Annotated in this window: 21 protein-coding genes and 1 pseudogene; 15 read left to right on the top strand and 7 right to left on the bottom strand. The window is 69.4% G+C overall.

The features are described from left to right. Positions 1 to 1,017 (bottom strand): hypothetical protein (locus GA0115240_RS14610; RefSeq protein ID WP_141708838.1); only part of this gene is annotated, 1,017 nt, incomplete at its 3' end. 206 nt (positions 1,018 to 1,223) lie between these two features. Here GA0115240_RS14610 and typA point away from each other — a divergent pair. The 11 genes from typA to GA0115240_RS14555 all read left to right on the top strand — a co-directional run bounded on the left by typA (position 1,224) and on the right by GA0115240_RS14555 (position 15,180). Continuing rightward, the gene (gene typA / locus GA0115240_RS14605) at positions 1,224 to 3,092 is read left to right on the top strand and encodes a translational GTPase TypA (protein WP_093737111.1); all 1,869 of its coding nucleotides are present in this window, start codon (positions 1,224 to 1,226) and stop codon (positions 3,090 to 3,092) included. 429 nt (positions 3,093 to 3,521) lie between these two features. Further along, a complete protein-coding gene (locus GA0115240_RS14600; protein WP_093737110.1) occupies positions 3,522 to 5,180 on the top strand; it encodes a peptide ABC transporter substrate-binding protein in 1,659 nt (552 codons plus the stop codon). 133 nt (positions 5,181 to 5,313) lie between these two features. After that, on the top strand, positions 5,314 to 6,237 hold the full coding sequence (locus GA0115240_RS14595; protein ID WP_093737109.1) for an ABC transporter permease: 924 nt from the start codon (positions 5,314 to 5,316) through the stop codon (positions 6,235 to 6,237). Continuing rightward, on the top strand, positions 6,230 to 7,162 hold the full coding sequence (locus GA0115240_RS14590) for an ABC transporter permease (protein WP_093737108.1): 933 nt from the start codon (positions 6,230 to 6,232) through the stop codon (positions 7,160 to 7,162). Before GA0115240_RS14595 ends, GA0115240_RS14590 begins: the two co-directional genes overlap by 8 nt. Positions 7,163 to 7,173: 11 nt before the next feature. Next, a complete protein-coding gene (locus GA0115240_RS14585; protein ID WP_093737107.1) occupies positions 7,174 to 8,202 on the top strand; it encodes an ABC transporter ATP-binding protein in 1,029 nt (342 codons plus the stop codon). Further along, the gene (locus GA0115240_RS14580) at positions 8,165 to 9,241 is read left to right on the top strand and encodes a dipeptide ABC transporter ATP-binding protein (protein WP_093737106.1); all 1,077 of its coding nucleotides are present in this window, start codon (positions 8,165 to 8,167) and stop codon (positions 9,239 to 9,241) included. The genes GA0115240_RS14585 and GA0115240_RS14580 overlap by 38 nt, the downstream gene beginning before the upstream one ends. A 203-nt stretch (positions 9,242 to 9,444) precedes the next feature. Continuing rightward, positions 9,445 to 11,097 carry a peptide ABC transporter substrate-binding protein gene (locus tag GA0115240_RS14575; RefSeq protein ID WP_093737105.1) on the top strand — a complete coding sequence of 551 codons (1,653 nt, stop codon included), beginning with the start codon at positions 9,445 to 9,447 and terminating at the stop codon, positions 11,095 to 11,097. 66 nt (positions 11,098 to 11,163) lie between these two features. Continuing rightward, positions 11,164 to 12,087 (top strand): ABC transporter permease, encoded by a 924-nt coding sequence (locus GA0115240_RS14570; protein WP_093737104.1) that lies wholly within the window; start codon positions 11,164 to 11,166, stop codon positions 12,085 to 12,087. Continuing rightward, positions 12,080 to 13,066, top strand: a complete 987-nt coding sequence (locus tag GA0115240_RS14565; protein WP_093737103.1) for an ABC transporter permease — start codon at positions 12,080 to 12,082, stop codon at positions 13,064 to 13,066. The genes GA0115240_RS14570 and GA0115240_RS14565 overlap by 8 nt, the downstream gene beginning before the upstream one ends. Positions 13,067 to 13,076: 10 nt before the next feature. Further along, the gene (locus tag GA0115240_RS14560) at positions 13,077 to 14,126 is read left to right on the top strand and encodes an ABC transporter ATP-binding protein (protein WP_093737102.1); all 1,050 of its coding nucleotides are present in this window, start codon (positions 13,077 to 13,079) and stop codon (positions 14,124 to 14,126) included. Continuing rightward, the gene (locus GA0115240_RS14555) at positions 14,095 to 15,180 is read left to right on the top strand and encodes an ABC transporter ATP-binding protein (RefSeq protein WP_093737101.1); all 1,086 of its coding nucleotides are present in this window, start codon (positions 14,095 to 14,097) and stop codon (positions 15,178 to 15,180) included. The genes GA0115240_RS14560 and GA0115240_RS14555 overlap by 32 nt, the downstream gene beginning before the upstream one ends. Positions 15,181 to 15,274: 94 nt before the next feature. On the opposite strand, the gene GA0115240_RS14550 is transcribed toward GA0115240_RS14555, so the two are convergent. From GA0115240_RS14550 to GA0115240_RS14525, 6 genes are all read right to left on the bottom strand, one after another. Further along, positions 15,275 to 16,387, bottom strand: coding sequence for an ABC transporter ATP-binding protein (locus tag GA0115240_RS14550; RefSeq protein WP_093737100.1), 1,113 nt, complete (start codon positions 16,385 to 16,387; stop codon positions 15,275 to 15,277). A gap of 21 nt (positions 16,388 to 16,408) precedes the next feature. After that, positions 16,409 to 17,470 (bottom strand): ABC transporter ATP-binding protein, encoded by a 1,062-nt coding sequence (locus GA0115240_RS14545; RefSeq protein ID WP_093737099.1) that lies wholly within the window; start codon positions 17,468 to 17,470, stop codon positions 16,409 to 16,411. Between the two features lie 56 nt (positions 17,471 to 17,526). Continuing rightward, positions 17,527 to 18,510 carry an ABC transporter permease gene (locus GA0115240_RS14540; RefSeq protein WP_093737098.1) on the bottom strand — a complete coding sequence of 328 codons (984 nt, stop codon included), beginning with the start codon at positions 18,508 to 18,510 and terminating at the stop codon, positions 17,527 to 17,529. Positions 18,511 to 18,609: 99 nt separating this feature from the next. Further along, entirely contained in the window at positions 18,610 to 20,373 is a 1,764-nt protein-coding gene (locus GA0115240_RS14535; protein WP_237554872.1) for an ABC transporter substrate-binding protein, read from the bottom strand. 126 nt (positions 20,374 to 20,499) lie between these two features. Beyond that, positions 20,500 to 21,531, bottom strand: a complete 1,032-nt coding sequence (locus GA0115240_RS14530) for an ABC transporter permease (RefSeq protein ID WP_093737096.1) — start codon at positions 21,529 to 21,531, stop codon at positions 20,500 to 20,502. 576 nt (positions 21,532 to 22,107) lie between these two features. Further along, positions 22,108 to 24,276: a S9 family peptidase gene (locus GA0115240_RS14525; RefSeq protein ID WP_093737095.1), complete on the bottom strand. Its 2,169-nt coding sequence runs from the start codon at positions 24,274 to 24,276 to the stop codon at positions 22,108 to 22,110. Positions 24,277 to 24,533: 257 nt separating this feature from the next. Between GA0115240_RS14525 and GA0115240_RS14520 the strand changes: the two genes are divergently transcribed. The 4 genes and pseudogenes from GA0115240_RS14520 to GA0115240_RS38125 all read left to right on the top strand — a co-directional run. Next, positions 24,534 to 24,728 carry a DUF2304 family protein gene (locus GA0115240_RS14520; RefSeq protein WP_093737094.1) on the top strand — a complete coding sequence of 65 codons (195 nt, stop codon included), beginning with the start codon at positions 24,534 to 24,536 and terminating at the stop codon, positions 24,726 to 24,728. 81 nt (positions 24,729 to 24,809) lie between these two features. Next, positions 24,810 to 25,730: an N-acetyl-1-D-myo-inositol-2-amino-2-deoxy-alpha-D-glucopyranoside deacetylase gene (mshB, locus tag GA0115240_RS14515; RefSeq protein ID WP_093737093.1), complete on the top strand. Its 921-nt coding sequence runs from the start codon at positions 24,810 to 24,812 to the stop codon at positions 25,728 to 25,730. Continuing rightward, positions 25,730 to 26,089 (top strand): DUF6113 family protein, encoded by a 360-nt coding sequence (locus GA0115240_RS14510; protein ID WP_093737092.1) that lies wholly within the window; start codon positions 25,730 to 25,732, stop codon positions 26,087 to 26,089. The genes mshB and GA0115240_RS14510 overlap by 1 nt, the downstream gene beginning before the upstream one ends. 154 nt (positions 26,090 to 26,243) lie before the next feature. After that, positions 26,244 to 26,707, top strand: a pseudogene (locus GA0115240_RS38125) (hypothetical protein); the annotation flags it as partial.

The raw sequence follows: 26,707 nt of genomic DNA, 5'->3' as shown, positions 1-26,707 counted from the left end.
GAGGGCGCCGAGGCCGTTGAACCGGTGCACAGTGGGGTGCTCGGTACGCATCGCCGCCATGGTCGCCCGGAACTGCGGGAGCGCCGCCTCCGGCGCCCAGTGGCGGGCCTCCACGCCGTGGGCGAGGGCCGACGCGTAGAGCTGGCACGCCGCCAGCCGCAACTGCCGGGCACCCGCCTGGGCCTGCAGCGCGTAAGCCTCGCGCGCCGCGTCGTCGTAGCGGCCCTCGGCCAGCGCGAGCGCCGCTTCCATCGCCCGCCGCTGCGGTCGCGGCGACGGCTCGGCCGCGCCGAGCGCGGCCCGCATCGTGGCCACACGTCCCGCGGCCAGTGCTCGGGCGGCGGCGAGGGCGGCTGGGTCGTGCACCCACTCGGCGAACCCCGACTCGTGGTCGCCGAAGGGCAGCCGGAAGAGGACCCAGCCCCGGGAGAAAGCGGCGTGGCGCCGGGGCAGGCAGTACAGCGCGGTCCAGGCGGCCGCGCCCCAGCCGAGGGGGCGGGCCGCGCCGCCCGAGGCGATCAGCGCCGCTGCCAGGGCGAGCTCCACCAGCACGGCCAGCGCCGTCGTCCGCCACAGCCGGCGCCGCAGCCCCGGCCGGTCGGTGACGACCAGGCAGGTGTAGAGGAGGATCAGCGGCAGCGAGCGGAAGGTCCACAGCCGGCCGCCGCGGACCGTCGACCCCAGTCGGCGGCCGACGCCGACCGACGACCACACCGCGGCCAGCCCGGCGGGCCGGGCCAGCAGCCGCGTGATCAGCAGGCTGAGGTTCGTGCCGACCACCAGGCCCAGGAAGAACAGCGGAATTCCCTGGGACCCGCCCACCCGCAGGTTGCCGCCGCCGGCCAGTACGCCGATCAGCACGGCGGGCACCAGGATCACCCGCGGCGGAATCCGCCGCCGCGCGGGCGCCGGTCGCGGGCCGGGCAGGGGAGCGGCCGGGAGGTCCCCGGCGGACGCGGATACGGCCTCGGTGGCGGGTATCACGCTGGAGTCGCCCTCGGAAGGGGGCAGAGTCATGGACACGACTGGAGATCCTGGCAGCTCCGGACCCGCTCCCACCAGCGGTTAACCCGGCGGACCCGGCCGGTGCCCACCGTCCCTGCGGTCGGGGGCACCACGGCCCCGTACCATGGGAGGAGGCCGTGGCTCGACCTTGCCCGGCAGGCGAGCGCGTCGAATGAGGGGCGCGACGTCATCCACGATTCCGGGAGAAGCGCCCCAGCATGTCCACGCGCCACGACATTCGTAACGTCGCCATCGTCGCCCACGTCGACCACGGCAAGACGACCCTGGTCGACGCCATGCTGAAGCAGGCCGGCGCGTTCGCCGCGCATCAGCATCTGGACGACCGGATGATGGACTCCAACGACCTGGAGCGCGAGAAGGGCATCACCATTCTCGCGAAGAACACCGCCGTCAAGTACCACCCCAAGGGTGGCGGCGACATCATCACGATCAACATCATCGACACCCCCGGCCACGCCGACTTCGGCGGTGAGGTCGAGCGCGGCCTGTCGATGGTCGACGCGGTCGTGCTGCTGGTGGACGCCTCCGAGGGCCCGCTGCCGCAGACCCGGTTCGTGCTGCGCAAGGCCCTGGCCGCGAACCTGCCCGTCATCTTGTGCGTGAACAAGACGGACCGCCCGGACTCGCGGATCGACGAGGTGGTCAACGAGACGTACGACCTCTTCCTGGACCTGGACGCCACCGAGGACCAGATCGAGTTCCCGATCGTCTACGCCTGCGCCCGCGACGGCGTCGCCTCGCTGACCAAGCCGGCCAACGGCACGGTCCCGGCGGACAGCGACAGCCTGGAGCCGTTCTTCTCCACCATCTTGTCCACCGTCCCCGCCCCCACCTACACCGAGGGCGCGCCGCTCCAGGCGCACGTCACCAACCTCGACGCGGACAACTTCCTCGGCCGCATCGCGCTGCTCCGGGTGGAGGAGGGCGAGCTGCGCAAGGGCCAGCAGGTCGCGTGGATGAAGCGCGACGGCTCGGTGAGCCAGGTCAAGATCACCGAGCTGCTGATGACCGAGGCGCTCACCCGCAAGCCGGCCCAGATGGCCGGCCCCGGCGACATCTGCGCGGTGGCCGGCATCCCGGACATCACCATCGGCGAGACCCTCGCCGACCTGGAGAACCCGGTCGCGCTGCCGCTCATCACGGTCGACGAGCCGGCGATCTCGATGACCATCGGCACCAACACCTCGCCGCTGGTCGGCAAGGGCGGCAAGGGCCACAAGGTCACCGCCCGCCAGGTCAAGGACCGCCTGGACCGGGAGCTGATCGGCAACGTCTCGCTGCGGGTGCTGCCGACCGAGCGCCCGGACACCTGGGAGGTGCAGGGCCGCGGCGAGCTGGCGCTGGCCATCCTGGTCGAGCAGATGCGCCGCGAGGGCTTCGAGCTGACCGTCGGCAAGCCGCAGGTGGTCACCAAGCTGGTCGACGGCAAGGTCCACGAGCCGGTCGAGCGGATGACGGTCGACTGCCCCGAGGAGTACCTGGGCGCGATCACCCAGCTGATGGCGACCCGCAAGGGCCGGATGGAGACCATGACGAACCACGGCTCCGGCTGGGTGCGCATGGAGTTCGTCGTCCCGGCCCGCGGCCTGATCGGCTTCCGCACCGAGTTCCTCACCGACACCCGCGGCACCGGCATCGCGCACAGCATCTTCGAGGGCCACGAGCCGTGGTTCGGCGACCTGCGGACCCGCAACAACGGCTCGCTGGTCGCGGACCGGGCCGGGGTGGTCACCCCGTTCGCGATGATCAACCTCCAGGAGCGGGGTGTGATCTTCGTCGAGCCGACCACCGAGGTCTACGAGGGCATGATCATCGGTGAGAACTCACGGACCGACGACATGGACGTGAACATCACCAAGGAGAAGAAGCTCACCAACATGCGCGCCGCCTCCGCGGACAACACCGAGAACGTGGTGCCGCCGCGCAAGCTCTCGCTGGAGCAGTCGCTGGAGTTCTGCCGCGAGGACGAGTGCATCGAGGTGACCCCGGAGACGGTCCGCATCCGCAAGGTGGTGCTGGACCAGAAGGAGCGCGGCCGCAGCGCCTCGCGCGCCAAGCACGGCTGACGGCTGACGGCCGGCCGCTGACGGCCGGCCGGTGACCGTCGGCTGACGGCTGGCGTCCCGTCACGCGGTGTGATCGAAGGGGTCCGGGGGAAGCTCTCCGGGCCCCTTCGGTATGCCCGCCATCCGTCCGCTATTCGGACACTCTTCATCGTTAGATACATCACATCGCCCGTTTAGAACCTGTCTGTCACATTACGGAATGTCCGGATTTTGGAATGTTTCGCGATTCGATGTGACCAAAGTGAGACCCTCAGCTGGTCCATGCAGCCTCCGACGTGACCGATAGTGGACGAAGTTGAGCTCGGGTCAATGGGTCATGCGCTGTGCGGCGCCGACTCACGAGCGCGGAAGGCCGCAGTCGCTGTCAGGGGTGTCAGCGCGTTCGGCCTTCCTTTCACGTATCGACAGTGACTCCTGAGGAGGCAACCCATGCGCGGTGCCAACAGCGCCAAGTGGGTAGTGGGGGCGGCGGTCATCGCCCTGGCAGCAACGGCCTGCGGTTCCGGCGGTTCGGACGACGGAAGCAGCAGCAGCGCCGGCGGTTCCAACGACGGCATAGTCCGGGCCTGGTGGGGCGACCCCCAGAACCCGCTGGAGCCGGCGAACACCAATGAGGTCCAGGGCGGCAAGGTCATGGACATGATCTTCATGGACCTCAAGGAATACGACCCCAAGACGGGTAAGGCCAACCTTGAGGCGGCCGACTCGATCACCACCCCCGACCAGCAGAACTTCACCATCAAGCTGAAGCCGGGCCTGAAGTTCTCCGACGGCACCCCGGTGACCGCCAGCTCCTTCGTGGACGCGTGGAACTACGGCGCCCTGCTGACGAACGCCCAGCTGAACGCGTACTTCTTCGAGGACATCCAGGGCTACGACGCCGTGCACCCCTCGGCTGCGGGCGCCAAGCCGACCGCCAAGACCATGTCCGGTCTGAAGGTCGTCAACGACAGCACCTTCACGGTCAAGCTGACCCAGAAGTTCTCCACCTGGCCGGACCGGCTCGGCTACAAGGCCTTCGCGCCGCTGCCGACGTCGTTCTTCTCCAACCACGCCGCCTACCTGAACAAGCCGGTCGGCGACGGCCCGTACATGGTGAAGTCCTACACCAAGGGCTCCAGCATGCTGCTGGTCCCGAACCCGTACTACACCGGCCCGAGCAAGCCCAAGAACAAGGGCGTGCTGCTGAAGGTCTACACCGACGAGAACACCGCCTACGCCGACCTGCAGGCGGGCAACCTGGACGTCGACGACTCCATCCCGGCCCAGGACCTCAGCCACGTCAAGACCGACATGGACGGCCGCTACCTCAACCAGCCGGCCGGCATCAACCAGACCATCTCGTTCCCGCTGAACCAGAAGGCGTGGAACAAGCCGGGCATGGACAAGGTGCGGCTGGGCCTGTCGATGGCGATCGACCGGAAGACCATCACCCAGAAGATCTTCCAGGGCACCCGCACCCCGGCCACCGACCTCACCTCCCCGGTGCTGGGCACGGCCGGCGGCTACAGCGCCACCATCGCGGGCGACGCCGTCACCTACAACCCGACCAAGGCCAAGCAGCTCATCGAAGAGGGCGGCGGCCTGCCCGGCGGGCACATCACCATCGGCTACAACGCCGACACCGGCTCCCACAAGGAGTGGGTGGACGCGGTCTGCAACAGCATCAACAACGTGCTGGGCAACAACAAGGCCTGCGTCGGCGCCCCCACCGGCACCTTCGCCGACTTCCGCAACCAGATCACCAAGGGCCAGGAGACCGAGCCCTTCCGGTCCGGCTGGCAGATGGACTACCCGCTGATCGACGACTTCCTGACGCCGCTCTACGCGACCGGCGGCAGCTCGAACGACTCGAAGTACAGCAACCCGCAGTTCGACGCGCTGATCAAGCAGGCGAACGCGGAGCCGGACACCACCAAGGCGACCGCGCTGTACCAGCAGGCCGAGAAGCTGCTCTTCAAGGACATGCCGGTGATCCCGCTGTGGTACCAGAACGGCGGCGCCGCCTGGTCCTCGCGGGTGTCCAACGTGACGGAGAACGCGTTCAGCTACCCCGTCTTCACCGACATCACGGTCAACGGCAAGTGACCTGATCGGTACGCGCCCGCCCTCCCGGCGGAGGGCGGGCGCGCGCAGGGGGAACTGACAGCAACCGCTCGCGGTACGGATGCCGGCCGGGGCCACCGCCCCGGCCGGCGTCTGCCCGATCCCTGGAGGGCAGATGGGGCGCTACGTCATCAGACGACTGCTCCAGATGGTTCCGGTCTTCATCGGCACCACGTTTTTGATCTTCGTCATGGTCTACGCGCTCGGCGACCCGGTGGCCGCCATGTTCGGCGACCGTGCCCCCGACCCCGCCACGGCGGCGCAGATCCGGCACGAGCTGTATCTCGACCACTCGCTGCCGGCCCAGTACGTCCACTACATGGGCCAGATCTTCAGCGGGAACTTCGGCAAGTCCGCCAACGGACAGCCCGTCACCCAGATCATGGGCACCGCCTTCCCGGTGACGCTCCGGCTGACCCTGGTCGCCTTCGCGATCGAGGCCGTCGTCGGCATCGGACTCGGCCTGGTGGCCGGGCTCAAGCGCGGCCGGTTCGCCGACAGCGGCGTCCTCGCGTTCACCCTGCTGGTCGTCTCCGTCCCGACCTTCGTCACCGGCTACCTGCTGCAGTACTTCGTCGGGGTCAAGTGGGGCCTGGCCAACCCGTCGGTCGCCGACGGCGCGCCGATCGGCGACCTGATCATGCCCGCGGTGGTACTGGCCGGCGTGTCGCTGGCCTACGTGGCCCGGCTGACCCGGACCTCGGTGGCGGAGAACTCCCGCGCCGACTACATACGCACCGCCGTCGCCAAGGGCCTGCCCAGGCGCCGGGTGGTCACCGTCCACCTGCTGCGCAACTCGCTGATACCCGTGGTCACCTTCCTCGGCACCGACATCGGCGGTCTGATGGCCGGCGCGGTCGTCACCGAGCGGATCTTCAACATCCACGGTGTCGGCTACCAGCTCTATCAGGGGATCTTCCGGAACAACCCGCCCACCGTGGTCGGTTTCGTCACCATCCTGGTGCTGATCTTCCTTGTCGCCAACCTGCTCGTCGACCTGCTCTACGCGGTCCTGGACCCGAGGATCCGGTATGCCTGAGACCACCCGCACCCCGGTCCTGCAGGACGGGACCCCGACCACCGCCGACGGGCTGCCGGTACCCGGCGAGCCGCGCGAGAAGACGCGCAGCCTGTGGAGCGACGCCTGGCGCGACCTGAGCCGCAAGCCGATGTTCTACATATCCGGCCTGCTGATCCTCTTCCTGATCGTCATCTCGATCTGGCCGAGCGCCATCGCCAGCGGCGACCCGCTGAACTGCAACCTGATCAACTCGCAGTCCGGACCGACCAGCGGCCACCCGTTCGGCTTCGACACCCAGGGCTGCGACGTCTACACCCGGACCGTGTACGGCGCCCGCGCCTCGGTCTCGGTGGGCATCATCTCCACCGTCGGCGTGGCCCTGCTCGGCTCCTTCTTCGGCGGCCTGGCCGGCTTCCTCGGCGGCATCTGGGACACGCTGATCTCGATGCTGAGCAACATATTCTTCGGCATCCCGATCCTGCTGGGCGGCGTGGTCTTCCTGTCCGTCGTCAAGGGCGGCTCGGTGACCACCGTGTCGACCTTCATGATCCTGCTGGGCTGGCCGCAGATCGCCCGCATCGCCCGCGGCGCGGTGATCACCGCCAAGCAGCAGGACTACGTGCAGGCCGCGAAGGCGCTGGGCGCGAGCAACACGCGGATGCTGCTGCGGCACATCGCCCCCAACGCGCTCGCCCCGATCATCGTGGTGTCGACCATCGCGCTGGGCACGTTCATCTCCCTCGAGGCGACCTTGTCCTACCTGGGCGTCGGCCTCAAGCCGCCGGCCGTCTCCTGGGGCATCGACATCTCCGCCGCCTCCGAGCAGATCCGCAACGCCCCGCACATGCTGCTGTGGCCCGCGGGCGCGCTCAGCTTGACGGTGCTGGCGTTCATCATGCTCGGCGACGCGGTCCGCGACGCCCTCGACCCCAAGCTGCGCTAGGAGGCCTTGCGTTGACTGTCATCGATGAGACCGCGGGGGCTCCGGCGCCCGCCACCACCACGGCCCCGCTGCTGGACGTGCGGGACCTGCACGTCGAGTTCCGGACCCGCGACGGGGTGGCCCGCGCCGTCAACGGCGTGTCCTACTCGGTGGAGGCCGGCGAGACCCTCGCGGTGCTCGGCGAGTCCGGCTCGGGCAAGTCCGTGACCGCCCAGGCGATCATGGGCATCCTCGACATGCCGCCCGGCAGCATCCCGCACGGCGAGATCCTCTTCCACGGCCAGGACATGCTCACCATGTCCGGCGAGCAGCGCCGCAAGATCCGCGGCCGGAAGATCGCCATGATCTTCCAGGACGCGCTGTCCTCGCTCAACCCGGTGCTGTCGGTGGGCTACCAGCTCGGCGAGATGTACCGGGTGCACGAGGGCCTGTCCCGCAAGGACGCCAAGGCCAAGGCGATCGAGCTGATGGACCGGGTGCGCATCCCGGGCGCCCGGCAGCGGGTGGGCGACTACCCGCACCAGTTCTCCGGCGGTATGCGCCAGCGCATCATGATCGCGATGGCGCTCGCCCTGGAGCCCGAGCTGATCATCGCCGACGAGCCGACCACCGCGCTCGACGTCACGGTGCAGGCCCAGGTGATGGACCTGCTCGCGGAGCTGCAGCGCGAGTTCAACATGGGCCTGATCCTGATCACCCACGACCTGGGGGTGGTCGCGGACGTCGCCGACAAGATCGCGGTGATGTACGCCGGCCGGATCGTGGAGACCTCGCCGGTGCACGACATCTACCGGCGGCCCGCGCACCCGTACACCAAGGGCCTGCTCCGGTCGATCCCGCGGCTGGACCAGAAGGGCCAGGAGCTCTACGCGATCCAGGGGCTGCCGCCCAACCTGCTGCACGTCCCGTCGGGCTGCGCCTTCAACCCGCGCTGCCCGATGGCGCAGGACATCTGCCGGACCGACGTCCCCGAGCTGCACACCGTCGGGGCCGGGCGCGGCAGTGCCTGCCACTTCTGGAAGGAGACCCTCGGTGAGTGACTCCCAGCCGAGCCAGGACCGCGAGCCGATCCTCCAGGTCCGCAACCTCGTCAAGCACTTCCCGCTGACCCAGGGCATCGTGTTCAGGAAGCAGGTCGGCGCGGTCAAGGCCGTCGACGGCATCTCCTTCGACCTCTACCCGGGCGAGACGCTGGGCATCGTCGGCGAGTCCGGCTGCGGCAAGTCGACGGTCGCCAAGCTGCTGATGAACCTGGAGCAGGCCACCTCCGGTGAGGTGTTCTTCAAGGGCGAGGACATCACCAAGCTGAGCGGGCGGGCGCTCAAGGCGGTCCGGCGCAACATCCAGATGGTCTTCCAGGACCCGTACACCTCGCTCAACCCGCGGATGACGGTCGGCGACATCATCGGGGAGCCGTTCGACATCCACCCCGAGGTGGCGCCCAAGGGCGACCGCCGCAAGCGGGTACGGGACCTGCTGGACGTGGTCGGGCTCAACCCGGAGTACATCAACCGCTACCCGCACCAGTTCTCCGGCGGCCAGCGCCAGCGCATCGGCATCGCCCGCGGCCTCGCGCTCAACCCGGAGATCATCATCTGCGACGAGCCCGTCTCGGCGCTGGACGTCTCGGTGCAGGCGCAGGTCATCAACCTGATGGCGAAGCTGCAGGACGAATTCGGCCTGTCCTACATCTTCATCGCGCACGACCTGTCCATCGTGCGGCACATCTCCGACCGGGTCGGTGTGATGTACCTGGGCCGGATGGCGGAGATCGGCACCGACGAGGCGATCTACGAGCACCCGACCCATCCCTACACCCAGGCGCTGCTGTCCGCGGTGCCGGTGCCCGACCCGGAGGCGCGCGAGCACCGGGAGCGGATCATCCTGACCGGCGACGTGCCCTCACCGGCCAACCCGCCGTCCGGCTGCCGCTTCCGCACCCGCTGCTGGAAGGCGCAGGCCCGGTGCGCCGAGGAGACGCCGCTGCTGGCGATCCCCCAGGTCTTCGCCGGCCAGGACACCCCGGCGGCGCACGAGTCGGCCTGCCACTTCGCCGCCGAGACCGCGGCCGTGGTCTAGCCGCTGACCCGAACGGACCGGTCAGCCGGGACCGAGGGCGCCCCGCATCGTGAAAAACGGTGCGGGGCGCCCTTTCGTATGCCCCCGGACGGGTGAACTCCTGACCCGGTACCGGCCGCTGACCGCGGCTGCGCCCGGATTGCGGTGTCATGGGGTCCGGAGTGTCATGTGTGACCCATGAGTGACCCATGAGGAGGCACGCGATGCGCGGAGCCACGCGCGTGAAGTGGGCCGTCGGTGTGCTGGCCGTCGCCCTGACGGCCGCTGCCTGCGGTGGCGGCGGCGACAGCGGCGGTACCGGCAGCCTGAGCAGTGGCAGCAGCAGCGGTATCGTCCGCGCCTCCTGGGGTGACCCGCAGAACCCGCTGGAGCCCACCGACACCAACGAGGTGCAGGGCGGCAAGGTGCTCGACCTGATCTTCCGCGGCCTGAAGAAGTACAACCCGAAGACCGCCAAGGCCGAGAACTGGATCGCCCAGTCGATCACCAGCACCGACTCGCAGAACTTCGACATCAAGCTCAAGTCCGGCTGGAAGTTCAGCAACGGCGAGCCGGTCACCGCGGACTCCTTCATGAACGCCTGGAACTTCGGCGCCGCCCTGAAGAACGCGCAGCTCAACGCCTCCTTCTTCAGCTACATCGACGGCTACGACAAGGTGCACCCGAGCGCCACCGGCGCCAAGCCCACCGCGACCACGCTGTCCGGCCTGCAGAAGGTCTCCGACCTGGAGTTCAAGGCCAAGCTCAACCAGAAGTTCTCGCTGTGGCCCGACACCCTGGGCTACTCGGCGTTCTACCCGCTGCCCAATGCGTTCTTCAGCAACCGCGCCGCCTGGGAGCGCAAGCCGATCGGCGACGGCCCGTACACCATCTCCAAGTTCACCAAGGGCTCGCTGATGAGCCTGCGCAAGTGGAACGGCTACAAGGGCCCGGACCCGGCCCAGAACAAGGGCGTGGACCTGCGGGTCTACACCGACAACAACACCGCCTACACCGACTTGCAGGCGGGCAACCTCGACCTGGTGGACGACATCCCGGCCGAGCAGCTGCCCAACGTCAAGAGCGACCTCGGCAAGCGCTACATCAACCAGCCGGCCGGCATCCTGCAGACCATCGCCTTCCCGCTGTACAACCCCCGCTGGTCGTCGGCCAACTCCGCCAAGGTCCGGCAGGGCCTGTCGATGGCCATCGACCGGGCCACCATCACCAACAAGATCTTCATGAACACCCGCACCCCGGCCACCGACTGGACCTCCCCGGTGCTCGGCAGCGCGGGCGGCTTCAAGAAGGGCCTGTGCGGGGCCGAGTGCACCTTCGACGCGGCCAAGGCCCGGCAGATGATCAAGGCGGGCGGCGGCCTGCCCGGCGGCAAGATCACCATCGGCTACAACGCCGACACCGGCTCGCACAAGGAGTGGGTGGACGCGGTCTGCAACAGCATCAACAACGTGCTGGGCAACAACAAGGCCTGCGTCGGCGCCCCCACCGGCACCTTCGCCGACTTCCGCAACAAGATCACCAAGAAGCAGGAGAACAACCCGTTCCGCTCCGGCTGGCAGATGGACTACCCGCTGATCCAGGACTTCCTGCAGCCGCTGTACTTCACCAACGCCTCGTCGAACGACTCGCACTACAGCAACCCGACCTTCGACAAGCTGGTCAACCAGGCCAACGCCGAGACCGACCGCGCCACCGCCGTCAGCCGGTTCCAGGACGCCGAGCGGGAGCTGGTCAAGGACATGCCCGCCATCCCGCTGTGGTACCAGAACGGCAGCGCCGGCTTCTCGTCGAACCTCAGCAACGTCAGCCTGAACCCCTTCAGCGTCCCGGTCTACAACGAGATCAAGGTCAAGTGAGACCGGCCGCGGGCCGCACCGGCAGCGCCCGGTGCGGCCCGCGGCGGCCTTCCGCGAGGAGGTTCCATGGGACGCTACGTGATCCGGCGGCTGCTCCAGATGATCCCGGTGTTCATCGGCAGCACCTTCCTGATCTTCTTCATGGTCTACGCGCTCGGCGACCCGGTGGCCGCGCTGTTCGGCGACCGCGCGCCCGACCCGGCCACCGCCGCCCAGATCCGGCACGACCTGCACCTCGACGACCCGCTGTGGCAGCAGTACCTGATCTACATGAAGAACATCTTCATCGGTGACTTCGGCACCGCATTCAACGGACAGCCCGTCACCGAACTGCTCGGCTCGGCATATCCGGTCACCATCCGGCTGACCGTCGTCGCCATCATCTTCGAGATCCTGATCGGCATCCCGCTGGGTGTGCTGACCGGACTCAAGCGCGGCAAGGCCGTCGACACCGGCGCGCTGCTGCTGACGCTGATCGTGGTGTCCATCCCGACCTTCGTGATCGGCTACGTGCTCCAGTACCTGATCGGCGTGCAACTCGGCTGGACCAGCCCCTCGGTGTCGCCCAGCGCGCCGTTCAACGAGCTGATCCTGCCCGGCCTGGTGCTGGCTCTGGTCTCGCTGGCCTACGTCACCCGGCTCACCCGCACCTCCATCGCCGAGAACACCCGGGCCGACTACGTGCGCACCGCCGTCGCCAAGGGCCTGCCCCGGCGCCAGGTCATCGTGCGGCACCTGCTGCGCAACTCGCTGATCCCGGTGGTGACCTTCATCGGCACCGACATCGGCGCCCTGATGGGCGGCGCGATCGTCACCGAGCGGATCTTCAACGTGCACGGCGTCGGCTTCCAGCTCTACCAGGGCATCCTGCGCAACAACGCGCCCACCGTGGTCGGCTTCGTGACCATCCTGGTGCTGGTCTTCCTGGTGGCGAATCTGGTCGTCGACCTGCTCTACGCGGTGCTGGACCCGAGGATCCGCTATGCCTGAGGAGAATCCCTTCGACCACGACCGGGCGGTGGCACCCTCCGGCTTCAGCGGCAGCATGGACCTGGCGGCCGGGGAGGCCGACACCCTGGAGAAGGGGCCCGAGCACGGCCAGGACGCCGGCGGGCCGCAGGGCAAGCCCCGCAGCCTGTGGTCGGACGCCTGGCGGGACCTGCGGCGCAACCCGATCTTCATCGTCTCCGCGCTGGTCATCCTCTTCCTGGTCTTCATCTCCCTGTGGCCGCAGGCGATCACCACCCAGGACCCGCTGCACGCCGACCTGCTCAAGGCCCAGGACGGCCCCGAGCCCGGCCACCCCTTCGGCTTCGACCAGCAGGGCCGCGACGTCTACACCCGCGTGGTGTACGGGGCGCGGGCCTCGGTCACCGTCGGCGTGAGCGCCACCCTCGGCGTGGTGCTGCTGGGCAGCGTGCTGGGCGGCCTGGCCGGCTTCTTCGGCGGCTGGTGGGACGCGATCCTGTCCCGGATCAGCGATGTCTTCTTCGGCATCCCGGTGATCCTGGGCGGCCTGGTCTTCCTGTCGGTGATCACCAACACCACGGTCTGGCCGGTGATCGGCTTCATGATCCTGCTCGGCTGGCCGCAGATCGCCCGGATCGCCCGCGGCTCGGTGATCACCGCCCGGCAGAACGACTACGTGCAGGCCGCCCGGGCGCTGGGCGCCGGCAACTCCCGGCTGCTGCTGCGGCACATCACGCCCAACGCGGTCGCCCCCGTCATCGTCGTCGGCACCATCGCGCTGGGCACGTACATCTCGCTGGAAGCGACCTTGTCCTACCTCGGCGTCGGCCTGCGCCCGCCCACCGTCTCCTGGGGCATCGACATCTCCGACGCGTCCACCCAGATCCGCAACGCCCCCCACATGCTGCTGTGGCCCGCGGGCGCGCTGAGCATCACCGTGCTGGCGTTCATCATGCTCGGCGACGCGGTCCGCGACGCCCTCGACCCCAAGCTGCGCTGAGGAGCCCGCGATGGCCACGAGCCAGGACACCACGCCGGAGACCGGACCGGGCGGGGCCGGCCCGCTGCTGGACGTGCGGGACCTGCACGTCGAGTTCCGGACCCGGGAGGGGGTGGCCCGCGCCGTCAACGGCGTGTCCTACTCGGTGGACGCGGGCGAGACCCTCGCGGTGCTCGGCGAGTCCGGCTCGGGCAAGTCGGTGACCGCACAGGCCGTGATGGGCATTCTCGACTCGCCCCCCGGCTTCGTCACCGGCGGCCAGGTGATCTTCCAGGGCCGGGACCTGCTCACCCTCGGCAACGAGCAGCGGCGCAAGGTCCGCGGCGACCGGATGGCGATGATCTTCCAGGACGCGCTGTCCTCGCTCAACCCGGTGCTGTCGGTCGGCGACCAGCTCGGCGAGATGTACCGGGTGCACCGCGGCATGTCCCGCAAGGACGCCAAGGCCAAGGCGATCGAGCTGATGGACCGGGTGCGCATCCCCGCCGCCCGCGAGCGGGTCCGGCAGTACCCGCACCAGTTCTCCGGCGGCATGCGGCAGCGGGTGATGATCGCGATGGCGATCTCGCTGGAGCCCGAGGTGATCATCGCCGACGAGCCGACCACCGCGCTGGATGTGACCGTGCAGGCCCAGGTGATGGAGCTGCTCGCCGACCTGCAGCGCGAGTTCACCATGGGCCTGATCCTGATCACCCACGACCTGGGCGTGGTCGCCGATGTCGCCGACAAGATCGCGGTGATGTACGCCGGCCGGATCGTGGAGACCTCCCCGGTGCACGACATCTACCGCGCGCCGGCCCACCCGTACACCAAGGGCCTGCTCCAGTCGATCCCGCGGCTGGACCAGAAGGGCAGCGAGCTGTACGCGATCAAGGGCCTGCCGCCCAACCTGCTGCACATCCCGCCCGGTTGCGCCTTCCACCCGCGCTGCCCGATCGCCCGGCCGGTGTGCCGCACCGACATCCCCCCGCTGTACGTGGTGGACGACAAGCGGGCCAGCGCCTGCCACTTCTGGAGGGAGACCATCGGTGACGAGCGTGCCGCAGCCGACCGCGCCTGAACCGGCCGTGCCGCTGCCCGGCGGGCGGGAGCCGATCCTCCAGGTCCGCGACCTGGTCAAGCACTTCCCGCTGACCCGGGGCATCGTGTTCAGGAAGCAGATCGGCGCGGTGAAAGCCGTCGACGGGGTGTCCTTCGACCTGTTCCCGGGCGAGACGCTGGGCATCGTCGGCGAGTCCGGCTGCGGCAAGTCCACCGTGGCCCGGCTGCTGATGAATCTGGAGGTGCCCACCGGCGGGCAGGTGCTGTACAAGGGCGAGGACATCACCAAGCTGCACGGGCGGGCGCTCAAAGCGGTCCGGCGCAACATCCAGATGGTCTTCCAGGACCCGTACACCTCGCTCAACCCGCGGATGACGGTCGGCGACATCATCGGGGAGCCGTTCGACATCCACCCCGAGGTGGCGCCCAAGGGCGACCGCCGCAAGCGGGTACGGGACCTGCTGGACGTGGTCGGGCTCAACCCGGAGTACATCAACCGCTACCCGCACCAGTTCTCCGGCGGCCAGCGCCAGCGCATCGGCATCGCCCGCGGCCTCGCGCTGCGGCCCGAGGTGATCGTCGCCGACGAGCCGGTGTCCGCGCTGGACGTGTCCGTGCAGGCCCAGGTGATCAACCTGATGGAGCGGCTCCAGGACGAGTTCGACCTGTCCTACATGTTCATCGCGCACGACCTGTCCATCGTGCGGCACATCTCCGACCGGGTCGGCGTGATGTACCTGGGCAAGATCGTGGAGATCAGCGACGACGAGGCGATCTACGAGCACCCGACCCACCCCTACACCCAGGCACTGCTGTCCGCGGTGCCGGTGCCGAACCCCGACAACCGCGAGCACCGGGAGCGGATCATCCTGACCGGCGACGTGCCCTCACCGGCCAACCCGCCGTCCGGCTGCAACTTCCGCACCCGCTGCTTCAAGGCCCAGCAGCGCTGCACGGTGGAGGAACCGCTGCTGGCCGTCCCGGAGGTCTTCCGCGGCTCGGCGAGCCCCGCCGAGCACCTGTCGGCCTGCCACTTCGCCGCCGAGATGCCCGCTGTCGTCCCGGGGGAGTGAGCCGGCGCCGGACACGGGACAGCCCGTACCCGGGGTGGATCTGGGGTGTCCCGGGTACGGGCTGTTTCCGATCGGAGGCTGAACTGAGCCCGGGTCAAAGGGTCTTGTCAGCCGCCTCCTCGATCGCGGCGAGTGCCGGGTCGAGGACGATGTCCTCGCGCCGCGCCGTGACCGTCGGCTCCTCGGGGAAGTGGCAGGCCGTCAGGTGGCCCGCCTTGTTCCCGCTGATCTGCACCAGCGGCGGTTCCTCCGTCGCGCACTTGTCCTGCGCCTTCCAGCACCGGGTACGGAACCGGCAGCCGGACGGCGGGTTGATCGGCGACGGTACGTCGCCGGCCAGCCGGATCCGCTCGCGGCCGTCGTCGTCCGGGTCGGCCTCGGGCGCCGCGGACAGCAGGGCGTGGGTGTACGGGTGCCGCGGACGCTCGTAGATCGAGTCGCGGTCGCCGATCTCCACGATCTTGCCCAGGTACATGACCGCGATGCGCTGCGAGAAGTGCCGCACGATCGCCAGGTCGTGCGCGATGAACAGGAACGCGATGCCCAGCTCCTGCTGCACCCGCTGCAGCAGGTTGACCACCTGCGCCTGGATCGACACGTCCAGCGCCGACACCGGCTCGTCCGCCACGATCAGCTTCGGCTCCAGGGACAGCGCCCGGGCCACCCCGATGCGCTGCCGCTGGCCGCCGGAGAACTCGTGCGGGAAGCGGTTGAAGTGCTCCGGGCTCAGGCCGACGATCTCCAGCAGCTCGCGGACCCGCCGCTCCCGGCCGCCAGCCGGGTTGACGTTGTTGATCTCCATCGGCGCGGAGATGATGCTGCCGACCGTCTGCCGCGGGTTCAGCGAGGCGTACGGGTCCTGGAAGATCATCTGGATCTCGGACCTGATCGGCGCCAGCTCGCGGCGGCTGGAGTGCGTGATGTCCTGGCCGCCGTACCGCACCCGGCCGGCGGTCGGCTCCAGCAGCCGGGTGACCAGCCGTCCGGTGGTCGACTTGCCGCAGCCGGACTCGCCGACCATGCCCAGCGCCTCGCCGGCGTCGATGCTGAAATCGACGCCGTCCACCGCCCGGACATCGCCGACGTGGCGCTTGAAGATGAAGCCGCCGTTGATCGGGAAGTACTTCTGCAAGCCGCTGACCTCGAGCAGCGGCTCGCCGGCGGCGGGAGCCGGCGCCGGGACCTGGTCCAGGGTCTGTTCACTCATTGCTGTTCCCTCGACTCGTGGTCAGCGCAGCCGCGGCTGGATCTGATCGTGGAAGATACTGTGCTTCTGGTCCGGCGTGAGGTGGCAGGCCGCCCCCCGCCCGATCGGCAGAACCGGCCGCTCGCTGCTGCACCGGTCGCCGGGCACCTGGTCGGTGAAGGCGCACCGGGTGTGGAACGGGCAGCCCGACGGCGGGTTCAGCAGGCTGGGCGGCGAGCCCGGGATCGGCACCAGCGGCACGTCGACATCGGCGGACAGCCGCGGGATGGAGCTCAGCAGACCCCACGCGTAGGGGTGCTGGGGCGTCTTGAGGATGTCCCGGACGGTGCCGCGCTCCACGGCCCGGCCGGCGTACATCACCACCACGTCGTCCGCGGTGTTGGCGATCACGCCCAGGTCGTGGGTGATCAGGATGATCGCGGTGCCGGTCTCCTGCTGGAGGTCCTTGAGCAGGTCCAGGATCTGGGCCTGCACGGTCACGTCCAGCGCGGTGGTCGGCTCGTCGGCGATCACCAGGTCCGGGTCGCAGACCAGCGCCATCGCGATCATCGCGCGCTGCCGCATACCGCCGGAGAACTGGTGCGGGTAGTCGTCCACCCGGGTCTGCGGCTGGGGGATGCCGACCTTGCCGAGCATCTCGATGGCGCGTGCCCGGGCCTCCTTCCGGGAGGCGCCGGTGTGCTTCATATAGGGCTCGGATATCTGGCGGCCGACCGTGTAGTACGGCGAGAGGGCGGTCAGCGAGTCCTGGAAGACCATCGCCATCTTCTTGCCGCGCAGCTTCTCCAGCGTCCTCGGCGAGGCGCCGGTCAGCTCCTGGCCGTCCAGCAGGATCTCACCGCTGATGGTGGTGTTGCGTGGGTTGTGCAGGCCCAGGATCGCCAGGTTGGTGACCGACTTGCCGGAGCCGGACTCGCCCACGATACCGAGCGTCCTGCCCCGGTCGAGGTCGAAGGACAGCCCGTCGACGGCCTTCACGGTGCCGTCCTCCGTGGCGAACTGCACGTACAGATCGCGAACGGAGAGGAAGTGCTCGGATCCCTGAGGCGTGGGCTCGGCCTCGGGCTTCGTCAGAGTGGTCACGGGCGGGTTCTCCTACCGGGGTGGTGCGCTGGTCGCGGCGAGGGGTCGGGCCGCGCTCAGGCGAGCCGGATCCGCGGGTCGATAAGGGCGTAGCAGGCGTCGACGGCGACGTTGACGATCACGATGGCGCTCGCGCTGATGAGCATGACGGCCATCTCCAACGGCAGGTCCAGCTGGGTGACCGCGGTGACGGCCAAGGTTCCCAGGCCGTGCAGGCCGAAGGTGTACTCGGTGATGATCGCGCCGCCGAGGACACTGCCGAGGTCGATACCGAAGATGGTGATGATGGAGGCGGCGGCGCCGCGCAGCGCGTACCGGTAGAACACGTACTTCGACGACATGCCCTTGGCGCGTGCGGTGCGGATGTGGTCCTCGGAGAGCTGCTCGACCATGAGGGACCGGGTCTGACGGCTGTAGTTGGACCAGAAGATGACCGACATGACCAGGCAGGGCAGGATCAGGCCGTTGAACGAACCGCCGGGGTCCGAACTCCAGGTCGGGTCGCTTCCGTGGTCGAACCAGCCGAGGTTGTCGGCGAACAGCGCGATCGCCAGCGGGCCGATGAAGTAGATCTGGACCGAGTTGCCGATCAGCGACACGGAGCTGGCGATGCGGTCGAAGGTCTTGCCCTGCTGCCAGGCGGACAGCATGCCCAGGCCGACGCCGATGATCAGGAAGGCGGCGGAGCCGCCGACGGCCAGCGACAGCGTGGTGGGGTACCGGTCCTGGATGGTGGGCCAGATCGGCGCGTTGTTGGCGAAGGAGAAGCCGAAGCAGGGGGCCGGGCAGTTCTGCCCGTCGGTCATGGTGCGGCCGGTGAAGATGCCGCGCATGTAGTCCCAGTACTGCTGGTAGACCGGCAGGTCCAGGCCCATCCGGTGATGGATCTGGGCGACCAGCTCCTTGTTGGAGCAGTTCTTGCCGCAGGCGAGTTGAGCCGGGTCCGACGGCAGCACGAAGAACAGCAGATACGTGATGAAACTGATGGCCAGGATGATCACGATCGCGCCGAGGACGCGTCGTGTGAGGAAACGGAGCATCGGTGAGGCTCTTCCGTGGGGGCCGGGCGGCGGCTGCGCGGTCAGATCCCGGGGCGGCCGGCCCCGGCTGGTGAGCCGGGGCCGGCCGCCCGTCGCGGGCTACTGCTTGACGAACACGGTGCTGGCGTTGATGGTGCCGATCACCGAGTTGAAGGTGACGCCGCCGAGGCCGGACCCGTAGATGTTGAAGAACTTGTCGTACAGGAACGGCACCTGGGCGGTGTCGTGGCTCAGCGAGTACTCCGACAGGGCCTCCCAGTCCGCGGACTGCTTGGTGAGGTCGGTCTCGGCCTTGATGCGGTCGATCTCGGTGTTGATGTGGTCGTCGTTCAGGAACGAGTAGTTGTTCGTTCCGTCAGCGAGGTTGCGACCGTCCATGGTCGGCGGGATGACCGTCGAGCCGTTCGGCCAGTCGGCGCCCCAGCCGGTGCGGTAGATGTCGTACTGGTTGTTCACCTTGCCGACGACCGTGTAGTACGAGGTGGGGTCGATCGCCTTGCGGACGACCTGGAAGCCCGCCTTCTCCAGCGCGTTCGCGACGGTCAGCGAGACGTTCTGCCACTTCGGCACGTTGGCGTACGGGAAGACCAGCTTCGGGTGCGGCTGACCGGCCTCCTTCAGCAGCTCCTTGGCCTTGGCTATGTCACCGGTGGGCTGGGTGAGCTTGTTGAACGGGTCGTACTTCTTCCAGCCGGCGATGGTCGGGCTGAGCAGCGTGGTGCCGAGGTCGCCCTGGGCCGCGCCACCGAAGGCCTGCTGCACCTGCGACATCGGGAACGCGTAGGCGATCGCCTGGCGCACCTTCGGGTCGGTGATGCGCTTGGTGTTGATGTCGAGCGTCTCGACGTACGGCTGGTACTGGTTCACCGTGCGCGACTTGTACTGCGCGTCGCTGATCAGGGTGGACATCTGCGACGGGTCGGCCGAGCCGGACAGGTTCAGCGCGTCCTTGTCGGTGCCGGCGCCCGCCATCAGGCGCTGGGTCAGACCGGGGTCGGCGATGCCCAGCTGGAAGTTCCAGGAGTCCGGGTACGCGTTGCGGATCGGGTCGGTCTTCGGGTCCCAGTTGGGGTTGCGCTTGAAGACCAGGGACTTGCCCGACTTGTACGAGGAGATCTCGTACGGGCCGGTGGACACCGGGTGGTTGTTGTACGCGGCCTTGTCGTCCTTGGACTTTTCAACCGGGGACGTCACCGGCATCGCCATCGCGTACGGGGCGTCGGCGTGCGGGTCCTTGAAGTTGAAGACGATGGTCTTGTCGTCCGGGGTACCCAGGATGCTGTCCGGAATTTCCTTGCCGGTGTACGGGCCCGTGTAGTCCTTGCGGTAGTCGGGGCCGTACAGCCAGCTCTGGATGTACTGCGGGCCCTGGGTCTCGAAGTCCGCGTAGAGCCGCTCGATGCTGTACTTGATGTCCTTGGACGTGATCGGCGTGCCGTCCTGGAACTTCAGCCCCGCCTTCAGGGTGTACGTCCAGGTCTTGCCGCCGTTCGACTGCTTGCCGGTGTCCGTGGCGAGGTCGCCGACCAGGATCGTCTTGCCCGTGGTCGGGTCGATCTTGTAGCCGGTGAGCGTACGCGCGTAGAGGTTCGAGACGGACAGCTGGTCACTGACGTACTGCTGGGCCGGGTCGAGGTAGTCGAAGCCGGCCTGGTCCAGGGACTGGACGGTGCCGCCCTTGACCGCGCCGGGGACCGCCGGAGCCGGGCCGGTGGAGTCGGCCGCCGTGCCCAGTCCGTAGTTCGGGACCGGGGCCTGGGAAGGAGCCGCGCTCCCGCCCTTGCTGCCCGTGTCGCCACCGCCGCCGCTGCTGCACGCCGCGGTCAGCGTCAGCGCGCCGGCCGCCAGAATGGCGCCCGTCAAGCGAGCTCTGCTGTTTCTCATGAATTCCTGCCTGTCAGTGACTTGACTGCCATCGATGCCGAGGTCCGCGCCCGCAGGAGATCGGGCCGGTTCCGACGACCTGAACAACGTGATTCCGCTAGCGCACTAGCGGAGGGTCTTGGGGTCGAGAGCGTCCCGGACCGAGTCCCCGAGCAGGTTGAAGGCGACCACGAAGATCACCATCGCGATGCCCGGGAAGAACATGAAGGTGATGTCGCTCTTGTAGAACGTTGCGCCGGTCTGGAACATCAGGCCCCAGTCCGGGGTCGGCGGGAGGATACCGACACCGAGGAAGGACAGGCCCGCCTCGGCGGTCACGAACACCGGCAGCATCAAGGTGGACTGCACCAGGATGGTGCTCCAGATGTTCGGCAGCAGCTCCTTGCTGATGATCCGCCACGAGGACGCGCCGCTGATCCGGGCCGCCTCCACGAACTCGCGCTCGCGCAGGCTCAGAACCTGGGCTCGTACCAGGCGGCCGAGGCTCATCCAGCCGAGCAGGAACTGCAGGCTGATGAGGACCAGCGGGCGGACCCACCAGCCCTCCGCGTTGCCCGGGTTCACGAACAGCGAGATGGCCACCGGCGAGAAGGCGATGAAGAACAGCTGGTACGGGAAGGACAGCATGAAGTCGGAGAACCGGCCCATGAAGTAGTCGGTCTTCCCGCCGATGTAGCCCTGGGCGAGGCCGAAGAGGACACCGACGGCAACCGCGAGCACGGTGACCGCGAGCGCGATCAGCAGCGACGTACGGATGCCGTAGATCAGCAGCATGAACACATCGCGTCCCAGCTGCGGTTCGATGCCGAACCAGTGCTGGCCGCTGATGCCGCCGTTGGGCGCGATGGGCAGACCGTAGCTGTTGAGCAGGCCGTCGTCCTGACCGTACAGGTCATAGGCGTTCTTGCCGTACAGCTTGGAGATCAGCGGCGCCGCGAGGGCGACAACGAGGAAGAACGCGACGACGAACGCACAGACGATGCCCGTCTTGTCGCGTTTGAAGCGTATCCACGCCAGTTGTCGTGGCGTACGTCCGGCGAGCTCGGGGGTGCCCTTTCCGCCGGGAGCGCCGGACATGCCCTCCGGTTCGAGGGTGAGGCTGTCGCCGTCAGCGGCAGCCTGGCTTGGACTCGTCATTGGTTAGATCCCCCGGGACCGAGAGCGTGCGATACGACGCCTGATGTGCGTCGTGGGTTGAGCGGACTTTCGCAATGGAATGAACGTCCAGTCAAGGGGGGAAGGTGGGAAGAAAGCTTGCTGTTTGGCATCTTGAGCGAAGATTTTGCAGATCGTCCTCAAGATGTGCTTGACAAGGTCACAAAACATCGGGCTATTGGGATATTTTGGGACGAGCCGCGTTAACATGCAGGCAACTTAGCCGTCGCAGCTCCGATATACGGACGTAGCAGTCTGAACAACGTACGGCCGTGCGGGTGCCGTAGGCCGACCGGGGCGCGACATGCTGCCCCGGTCGGCCGCCGCGCGCACCCCTCAGCCGCGCCCGGCGGTCGATGACCGGACACGGGTGGCTGCGCAGGGGGGAGCGGACCTGACGTGCGGCGGTCCGGCGGCGCCGGTGGAGTTGACGGTCCGGCGGCAGCGCGGCTTGATGTTGCCGCCGCAACTGCCGACCGTGTCCGCTCAGCGAACACCCAGCCGAAGGCCGGCAAACGCTCAGCGAGAACGGTCAGCGAGAACGCTCCGTGAGAACGCTCAGCGAGAAGACAGCGAGCGCCTCAGGAAATCGACCTGGAGCAGCAGAAGATTCTCCGCGACCTGCTCCTGCGAGGCCATGTGCGTCACCCCGGACAGCGGCAGCACCTCGTGCGGACGGCCCGCGGTCAGCAGCGCGCCGGACAGCCGGAGACTGTGCGCCACCAGGACGTTGTCATCGGCGAGGCCATGGATGATCATCATCGGGCGGGCCGGCGAGGCGAGATCGGTGATGCCGTCGTCGGTCAGCACCGAGTTCGCCGCGTAGACCTCGGGCCGCTCGTCCGGGTGGCCCAGATACCGCTCCATGTAGTGCGTGTCGTACATCCGCAGATCGGTGACCGGCGCTCCGACCACGGCCGCGTGGAAGACGTCCGGCCGGCGGAGCGCCGCCAGCGCGGCCAGATAGCCGCCGTACGACCAGCCGCGGATGGCCACCCGGGTCAGATCCAGCGGATACGGGCCGGCCAGCGCGTGCAGCGCGTCGATCTGGTCCGCCACCGACACCCCGGCGAAGTCGCCGGCGATGGACTTCTCCCAGCCGGGGGAGCGGCCCGGGGTGCCGCGGCCGTCCGCCACGATCACCGCGAAGCCCTGGTCGGCCCACCACTGCGATTCCACGTGCGCGTTGTGCGCCGCCAGGACCCGCTGACCGTGCGGACCGCCGTACGGGTCGAGCAGCACCGGCAGCGGGCCGTCGCCCTCGGCGTAGCCGGTGGGCAGCAGGACCGCGGTCGGGATCCGCCGCGCGCCGGCCTCCAGCAGCCGGGGCCGCGCGGTGATCGACGGAGCCTGCGTATACGACGCCACCTCGGCGATCACCCGGCCGCCGCGCAGCACCGCCGTGCGGGGGCCCGGCCGGTCCGGGGCGGAGGAGGTCAGCACCGTCAGCCCGCCGCCCCGCACGGCCGTGTGGACTCCCGGCTGCTCACTGACCCGCACCGCGCCGGCCGCGCCCACCTGGTAGACGTGCACCTGGCCGATCTCCGGATCGGCCGCCCGCTCGCCGGCCGCCGCGGTCACCAGGACGTCCGGGCCGTCCTGCGCCGTACCGCCCGCGTCCAGCACCGCCCGCAGCTGCAACGCGCCGTCGGTCAGGGTCTTCGCGCCCACCTTCAGGACCCGGGCGTCCGCCTCGTCGGTGATCCGGACCAGCTCGCCGGACACGATCCGGGTCGGTGATCCGGGGAAAAGATCCAGCCAAATCTGATCTTCCTCGATCAGCTCGACCGTCGTCGCGCCGGTGGCCGGATCCACCGTCAGGCAGCGCTGTTCGCGCTGGTCCCTGCTCTGCACCAGCAGCAACGGCGCGGCGCCCGCCGACCAGTGAACGGCCGCCAGATACGGATAGCGCCCGCGGTCCCACACCACCTCGCGCCGGGAGCCGTCCAGCCCGAACAGGGCCAGCGACACCTCGGCGTTGGCGGTGCCCGCCGCCGGATAGCGCACCGGGACCGGGGCCCGGTCCGGATGCGCCGGCTCGGAGATCCACCAGCGCTGCACCGGCGACTCGTCCACCCGGGCCGCCAGCAGCGCCGCGCTGTCCGGGGACCACCAAAAACCGCGGCTGCGGCCCATCTCCTCGGCCGCGACGAACTCCGCGACCCCCCAGCTCACGTGCTCCTCGTCCGGCTCCGCCAGCGCCCGGTCGTCCCCGCCGGCCGCGGCCACCACCCGCAGCGCGCCCGCCGACGCGTACGCCACCCAGCGCCCGTCCGGCGACAGCCGCGGGTCCACCACCGGGCCCGGCACGGCCACTTCGCGCGGCGAAGCCGCCCCCGGGCGCAGCCCGGCGACGAACAGCCGCCCGGACAGCGCGAAGCAGGCCCACTGGGCCGCCGAGTCCACCGCGAAGCCCACCACGCCCGCCGAGCGCTCGCGGCTGCGCTCGCGCCGCGCCCGCTCGGCCGCCGACAGCCGCTCCGCACCGCCGCCCAGCAACTGCGCCGGGTCCGCCACGATCCGCTCCCCGGCGGCCCCCTCGGCGCCCTCCGGCGCGCCCGCCGCGGGCACGTCCAGCACCCACAGCAGCAGCGCCCGCTCCGTCCCGGACCGCGAGCGCAGGAACGCCACCCGCTCCCCGTCGGGCGCGATCACGAAGGACCGCGGCGCCCCGAGGGTGAATCGCTGCGTCCTGGCGGTCTGCCGCGGGAATGAGAGCTGCGTCATAGCCAGGACCCTAGAGGGTGCCTCCGACAATCGCCCCTCCATTTCGGGCGCGACCCGCCCAACGCCCCCTGACCAGCACCGCAGTGGCTCCGGCGGGGCGGCGCCACACCCCCCGGGTGGCTGGATCTGGTCATGCGCCCCCGCGTGCTTCCGTGCTCCGACTTATGCGGTGGCACGGAAAGTTATGATCCGTAGCCGTGGGTGGGTAATAAGCGAGTGGCAACTGACATGACCCTGCGTACCTGGAGGTGGCCGCTGTGGCACTCTCGATTTCGGCGGTGCTGCTGCTGCTGATCGTCGTCGTCCTGCTGATCCGCCGGTCGGGGCTCAAGGCCGGGCACGCCATCGCCTGTGTGCTGTTGGGCTTCTATCTGGCGGCCTCGTCGATCGCGCCGACCATCAGCGACTTCACCACCAACGTGGCCAACATGATCAGCGGTATCAAGTTCTGAGCGGGCGCCACCCCTACCGTCCGGACCCGGTCCGGACGGCCGCCTTCGAGAAGGGCCCGGCGGCAGCCGTAGGCTTCGGACATGACCGATCTACCCGCCAGGCGCCTGTTGCTCGTCCACGCCCACCCGGACGACGAGACGATCAACAACGGCGCCACGATGGCCAAGTACGCGGCCGAGGGCGCCCTCGTCACCCTCGTCACCTGCACACTGGGCGAGGAGGGCGAGGTGATCCCGCCGGAGCTGGCCCAGCTGGCCGCCGACCGGGACGACACCCTCGGCGAGCACCGCATCGGCGAACTGGCCTCCGCGATGGCCGAGCTGGGCGTCACCGACCACCGCTTCCTGGGCGGGGCCGGCCGCTACCGCGACTCCGGCATGATGGGCCTGGTCCAGAACGAGGAGCCCGACTGCTTCTGGCAGGCCGATCTGGACGAGGCGGCCGGCCACCTCGCCGAGGTCATCCTCGACACCCGCCCGCAGGCGCTGGTCACCTACGACAGCAACGGCGGCTACGGCCACCCCGACCACATCCAGGCCCACCGGGTCGCGCTGCGCGGCTACGAGCTCGCCGCCGACCAGGGCCACCGGGTCGCCCGGGTCTACGAGATCTGCACCCCGCGCTCGGCGGTCGAGGCCGGCTTCCGGCGGCTGGCCGAGGCCGGCAAGGACTTCCCCTTCGGCGGCGTCGCCACCGTCGACGACGTGCCCGGGGTGGTGGACGACGACCAGGTGACCGTCGCGGTCGACGGCGCCGCGTACGCCGACCGCAAGACCGCGGCGATGCGCGCGCACGCCAGCCAGATCGCGGTCGACGGACCGTTCTTCGCGCTGTCCAACGACCTCGGGCAGCCGTACTTCTCCACCGAGTACTACCGCCAGGTGCGCGGCGACGCGCTTTCGTCCGGCGCGGCAGGCGGTGCCGGCCGCCGCGACGGCTCGCCGTCGTCCGCGGGCTGGGGCGACGACCTCTTCGACCCGCCGTCCGGCGGCGCCGCGTGATGGGCCGGCCGGCCCGGCTCGCCGCGTACGCCGGCCTCGGGGTGCTCGGGGTGTGCGTCGCCGTGGCCGGCGCCCTCGTGCAGGGCGGCTGGTTCCCCGGCGGGCTGCTGCTGGGCCTGGTCGGGTGCGCGGCGCTGTTCTACGGCGGGGTGAAGGCCACCGGGACCCGGCTCGGCGCGGTCGTGCCGGGCGGGGTGTGGCTGGTGGTCGTGATCGCGCTCAGCACGTCCCGCCCGGAAGGTGACTTCCTGTTCGCGGCCGGCGTCGGACCGTACATTTACCTGCTCGGCGGCGCCATGGTGGCGGTGATCTGCGCCACCGTGCCCCAACTGCCCCCATCAGGACCGAATACCGCCTGACTTGGCGAGCGGGGGCCGGCTCGTGATTGGGTGAAGGCGAGCGTTCCCGCCGGACCAGGGATGCCGCCGCGCGCAGGTCGGTATGGTGGTGCGCGCCGGCGAGCCGCCCGCGGAGAGCCCTGACGGGTGGCGTAGCTAACCGGGAGAGCCTGCTTTGAGCCGTGACAATGACAGTTCGTCCTCCGGATCCCAGGGACGCGGTGGACCCGCGTACCCGTCGGGGACCCCGCCGTACGGCACGCGCCCGTTTCCGTCGCTGCACCCGCAGGAGCGGACACGTCCCGCGAACGCCCCGGCGCCCGGAGCCGCTCCCGAGCCCTCCGAGCAGCCGGCCGAGCCGGCGGCGGACGAGCCCAGGACCGAGACCACGCTGACCACCCGGATCCGGATCAACATCCCCGGTTCCCGGCCCATCCCGCCCGTCGTGGTCCGCACCACGGTGGACGAGAACGCCGCGGCCGCCTCGTCCGCCGCCGAGGCGGCGGAGCAGGAAGCCGCCGCCTCCGCCGCGGCGGCCGCCTCGTCCGCCGCGGAGCCCGAGCCCGAGAAGACCTCCGACTGGTTCGCGCCGCGCAAGCCGGTCGCCGCGCCGCCGCCCGGATCGGACGCCCCGGCGGG

Source organism: Streptomyces sp. DvalAA-14, from assembly GCF_900091855.1.
GTDB lineage: Bacteria > Actinomycetota > Actinomycetes > Streptomycetales > Streptomycetaceae > Actinacidiphila.
Note: the sequence above shows the minus strand (reverse complement) of the source record. Positions and strands in the feature narration are given on the sequence as shown.

Coding starts and splice junctions, on each gene's coding strand:
- GA0115240_RS14565 (WP_093737103.1), top strand. CDS start 12,080: ATGCCTGAGGAGAATCCCTTCGACCACGACCGGGCGGTGGCACCCTCC.
- GA0115240_RS14595 (WP_093737109.1), top strand. CDS start 5,314: ATGGGGCGCTACGTCATCAGACGACTGCTCCAGATGGTTCCGGTCTTC.
- GA0115240_RS14550 (WP_093737100.1), bottom strand. CDS start 16,387: ATGAGTGAACAGACCCTGGACCAGGTCCCGGCGCCGGCTCCCGCCGCC.
- GA0115240_RS14530 (WP_093737096.1), bottom strand. CDS start 21,531: ATGACGAGTCCAAGCCAGGCTGCCGCTGACGGCGACAGCCTCACCCTC.
- typA (WP_093737111.1), top strand. CDS start 1,224: ATGTCCACGCGCCACGACATTCGTAACGTCGCCATCGTCGCCCACGTC.
- GA0115240_RS14575 (WP_093737105.1), top strand. CDS start 9,445: ATGCGCGGAGCCACGCGCGTGAAGTGGGCCGTCGGTGTGCTGGCCGTC.
- GA0115240_RS14570 (WP_093737104.1), top strand. CDS start 11,164: ATGGGACGCTACGTGATCCGGCGGCTGCTCCAGATGATCCCGGTGTTC.
- GA0115240_RS14590 (WP_093737108.1), top strand. CDS start 6,230: ATGCCTGAGACCACCCGCACCCCGGTCCTGCAGGACGGGACCCCGACC.
- GA0115240_RS14560 (WP_093737102.1), top strand. CDS start 13,077: ATGGCCACGAGCCAGGACACCACGCCGGAGACCGGACCGGGCGGGGCC.
- GA0115240_RS14525 (WP_093737095.1), bottom strand. CDS start 24,276: ATGACGCAGCTCTCATTCCCGCGGCAGACCGCCAGGACGCAGCGATTC.
- mshB (WP_093737093.1), top strand. CDS start 24,810: ATGACCGATCTACCCGCCAGGCGCCTGTTGCTCGTCCACGCCCACCCG.
- GA0115240_RS14510 (WP_093737092.1), top strand. CDS start 25,730: ATGGGCCGGCCGGCCCGGCTCGCCGCGTACGCCGGCCTCGGGGTGCTC.
- GA0115240_RS14540 (WP_093737098.1), bottom strand. CDS start 18,510: ATGCTCCGTTTCCTCACACGACGCGTCCTCGGCGCGATCGTGATCATC.
- GA0115240_RS14600 (WP_093737110.1), top strand. CDS start 3,522: ATGCGCGGTGCCAACAGCGCCAAGTGGGTAGTGGGGGCGGCGGTCATC.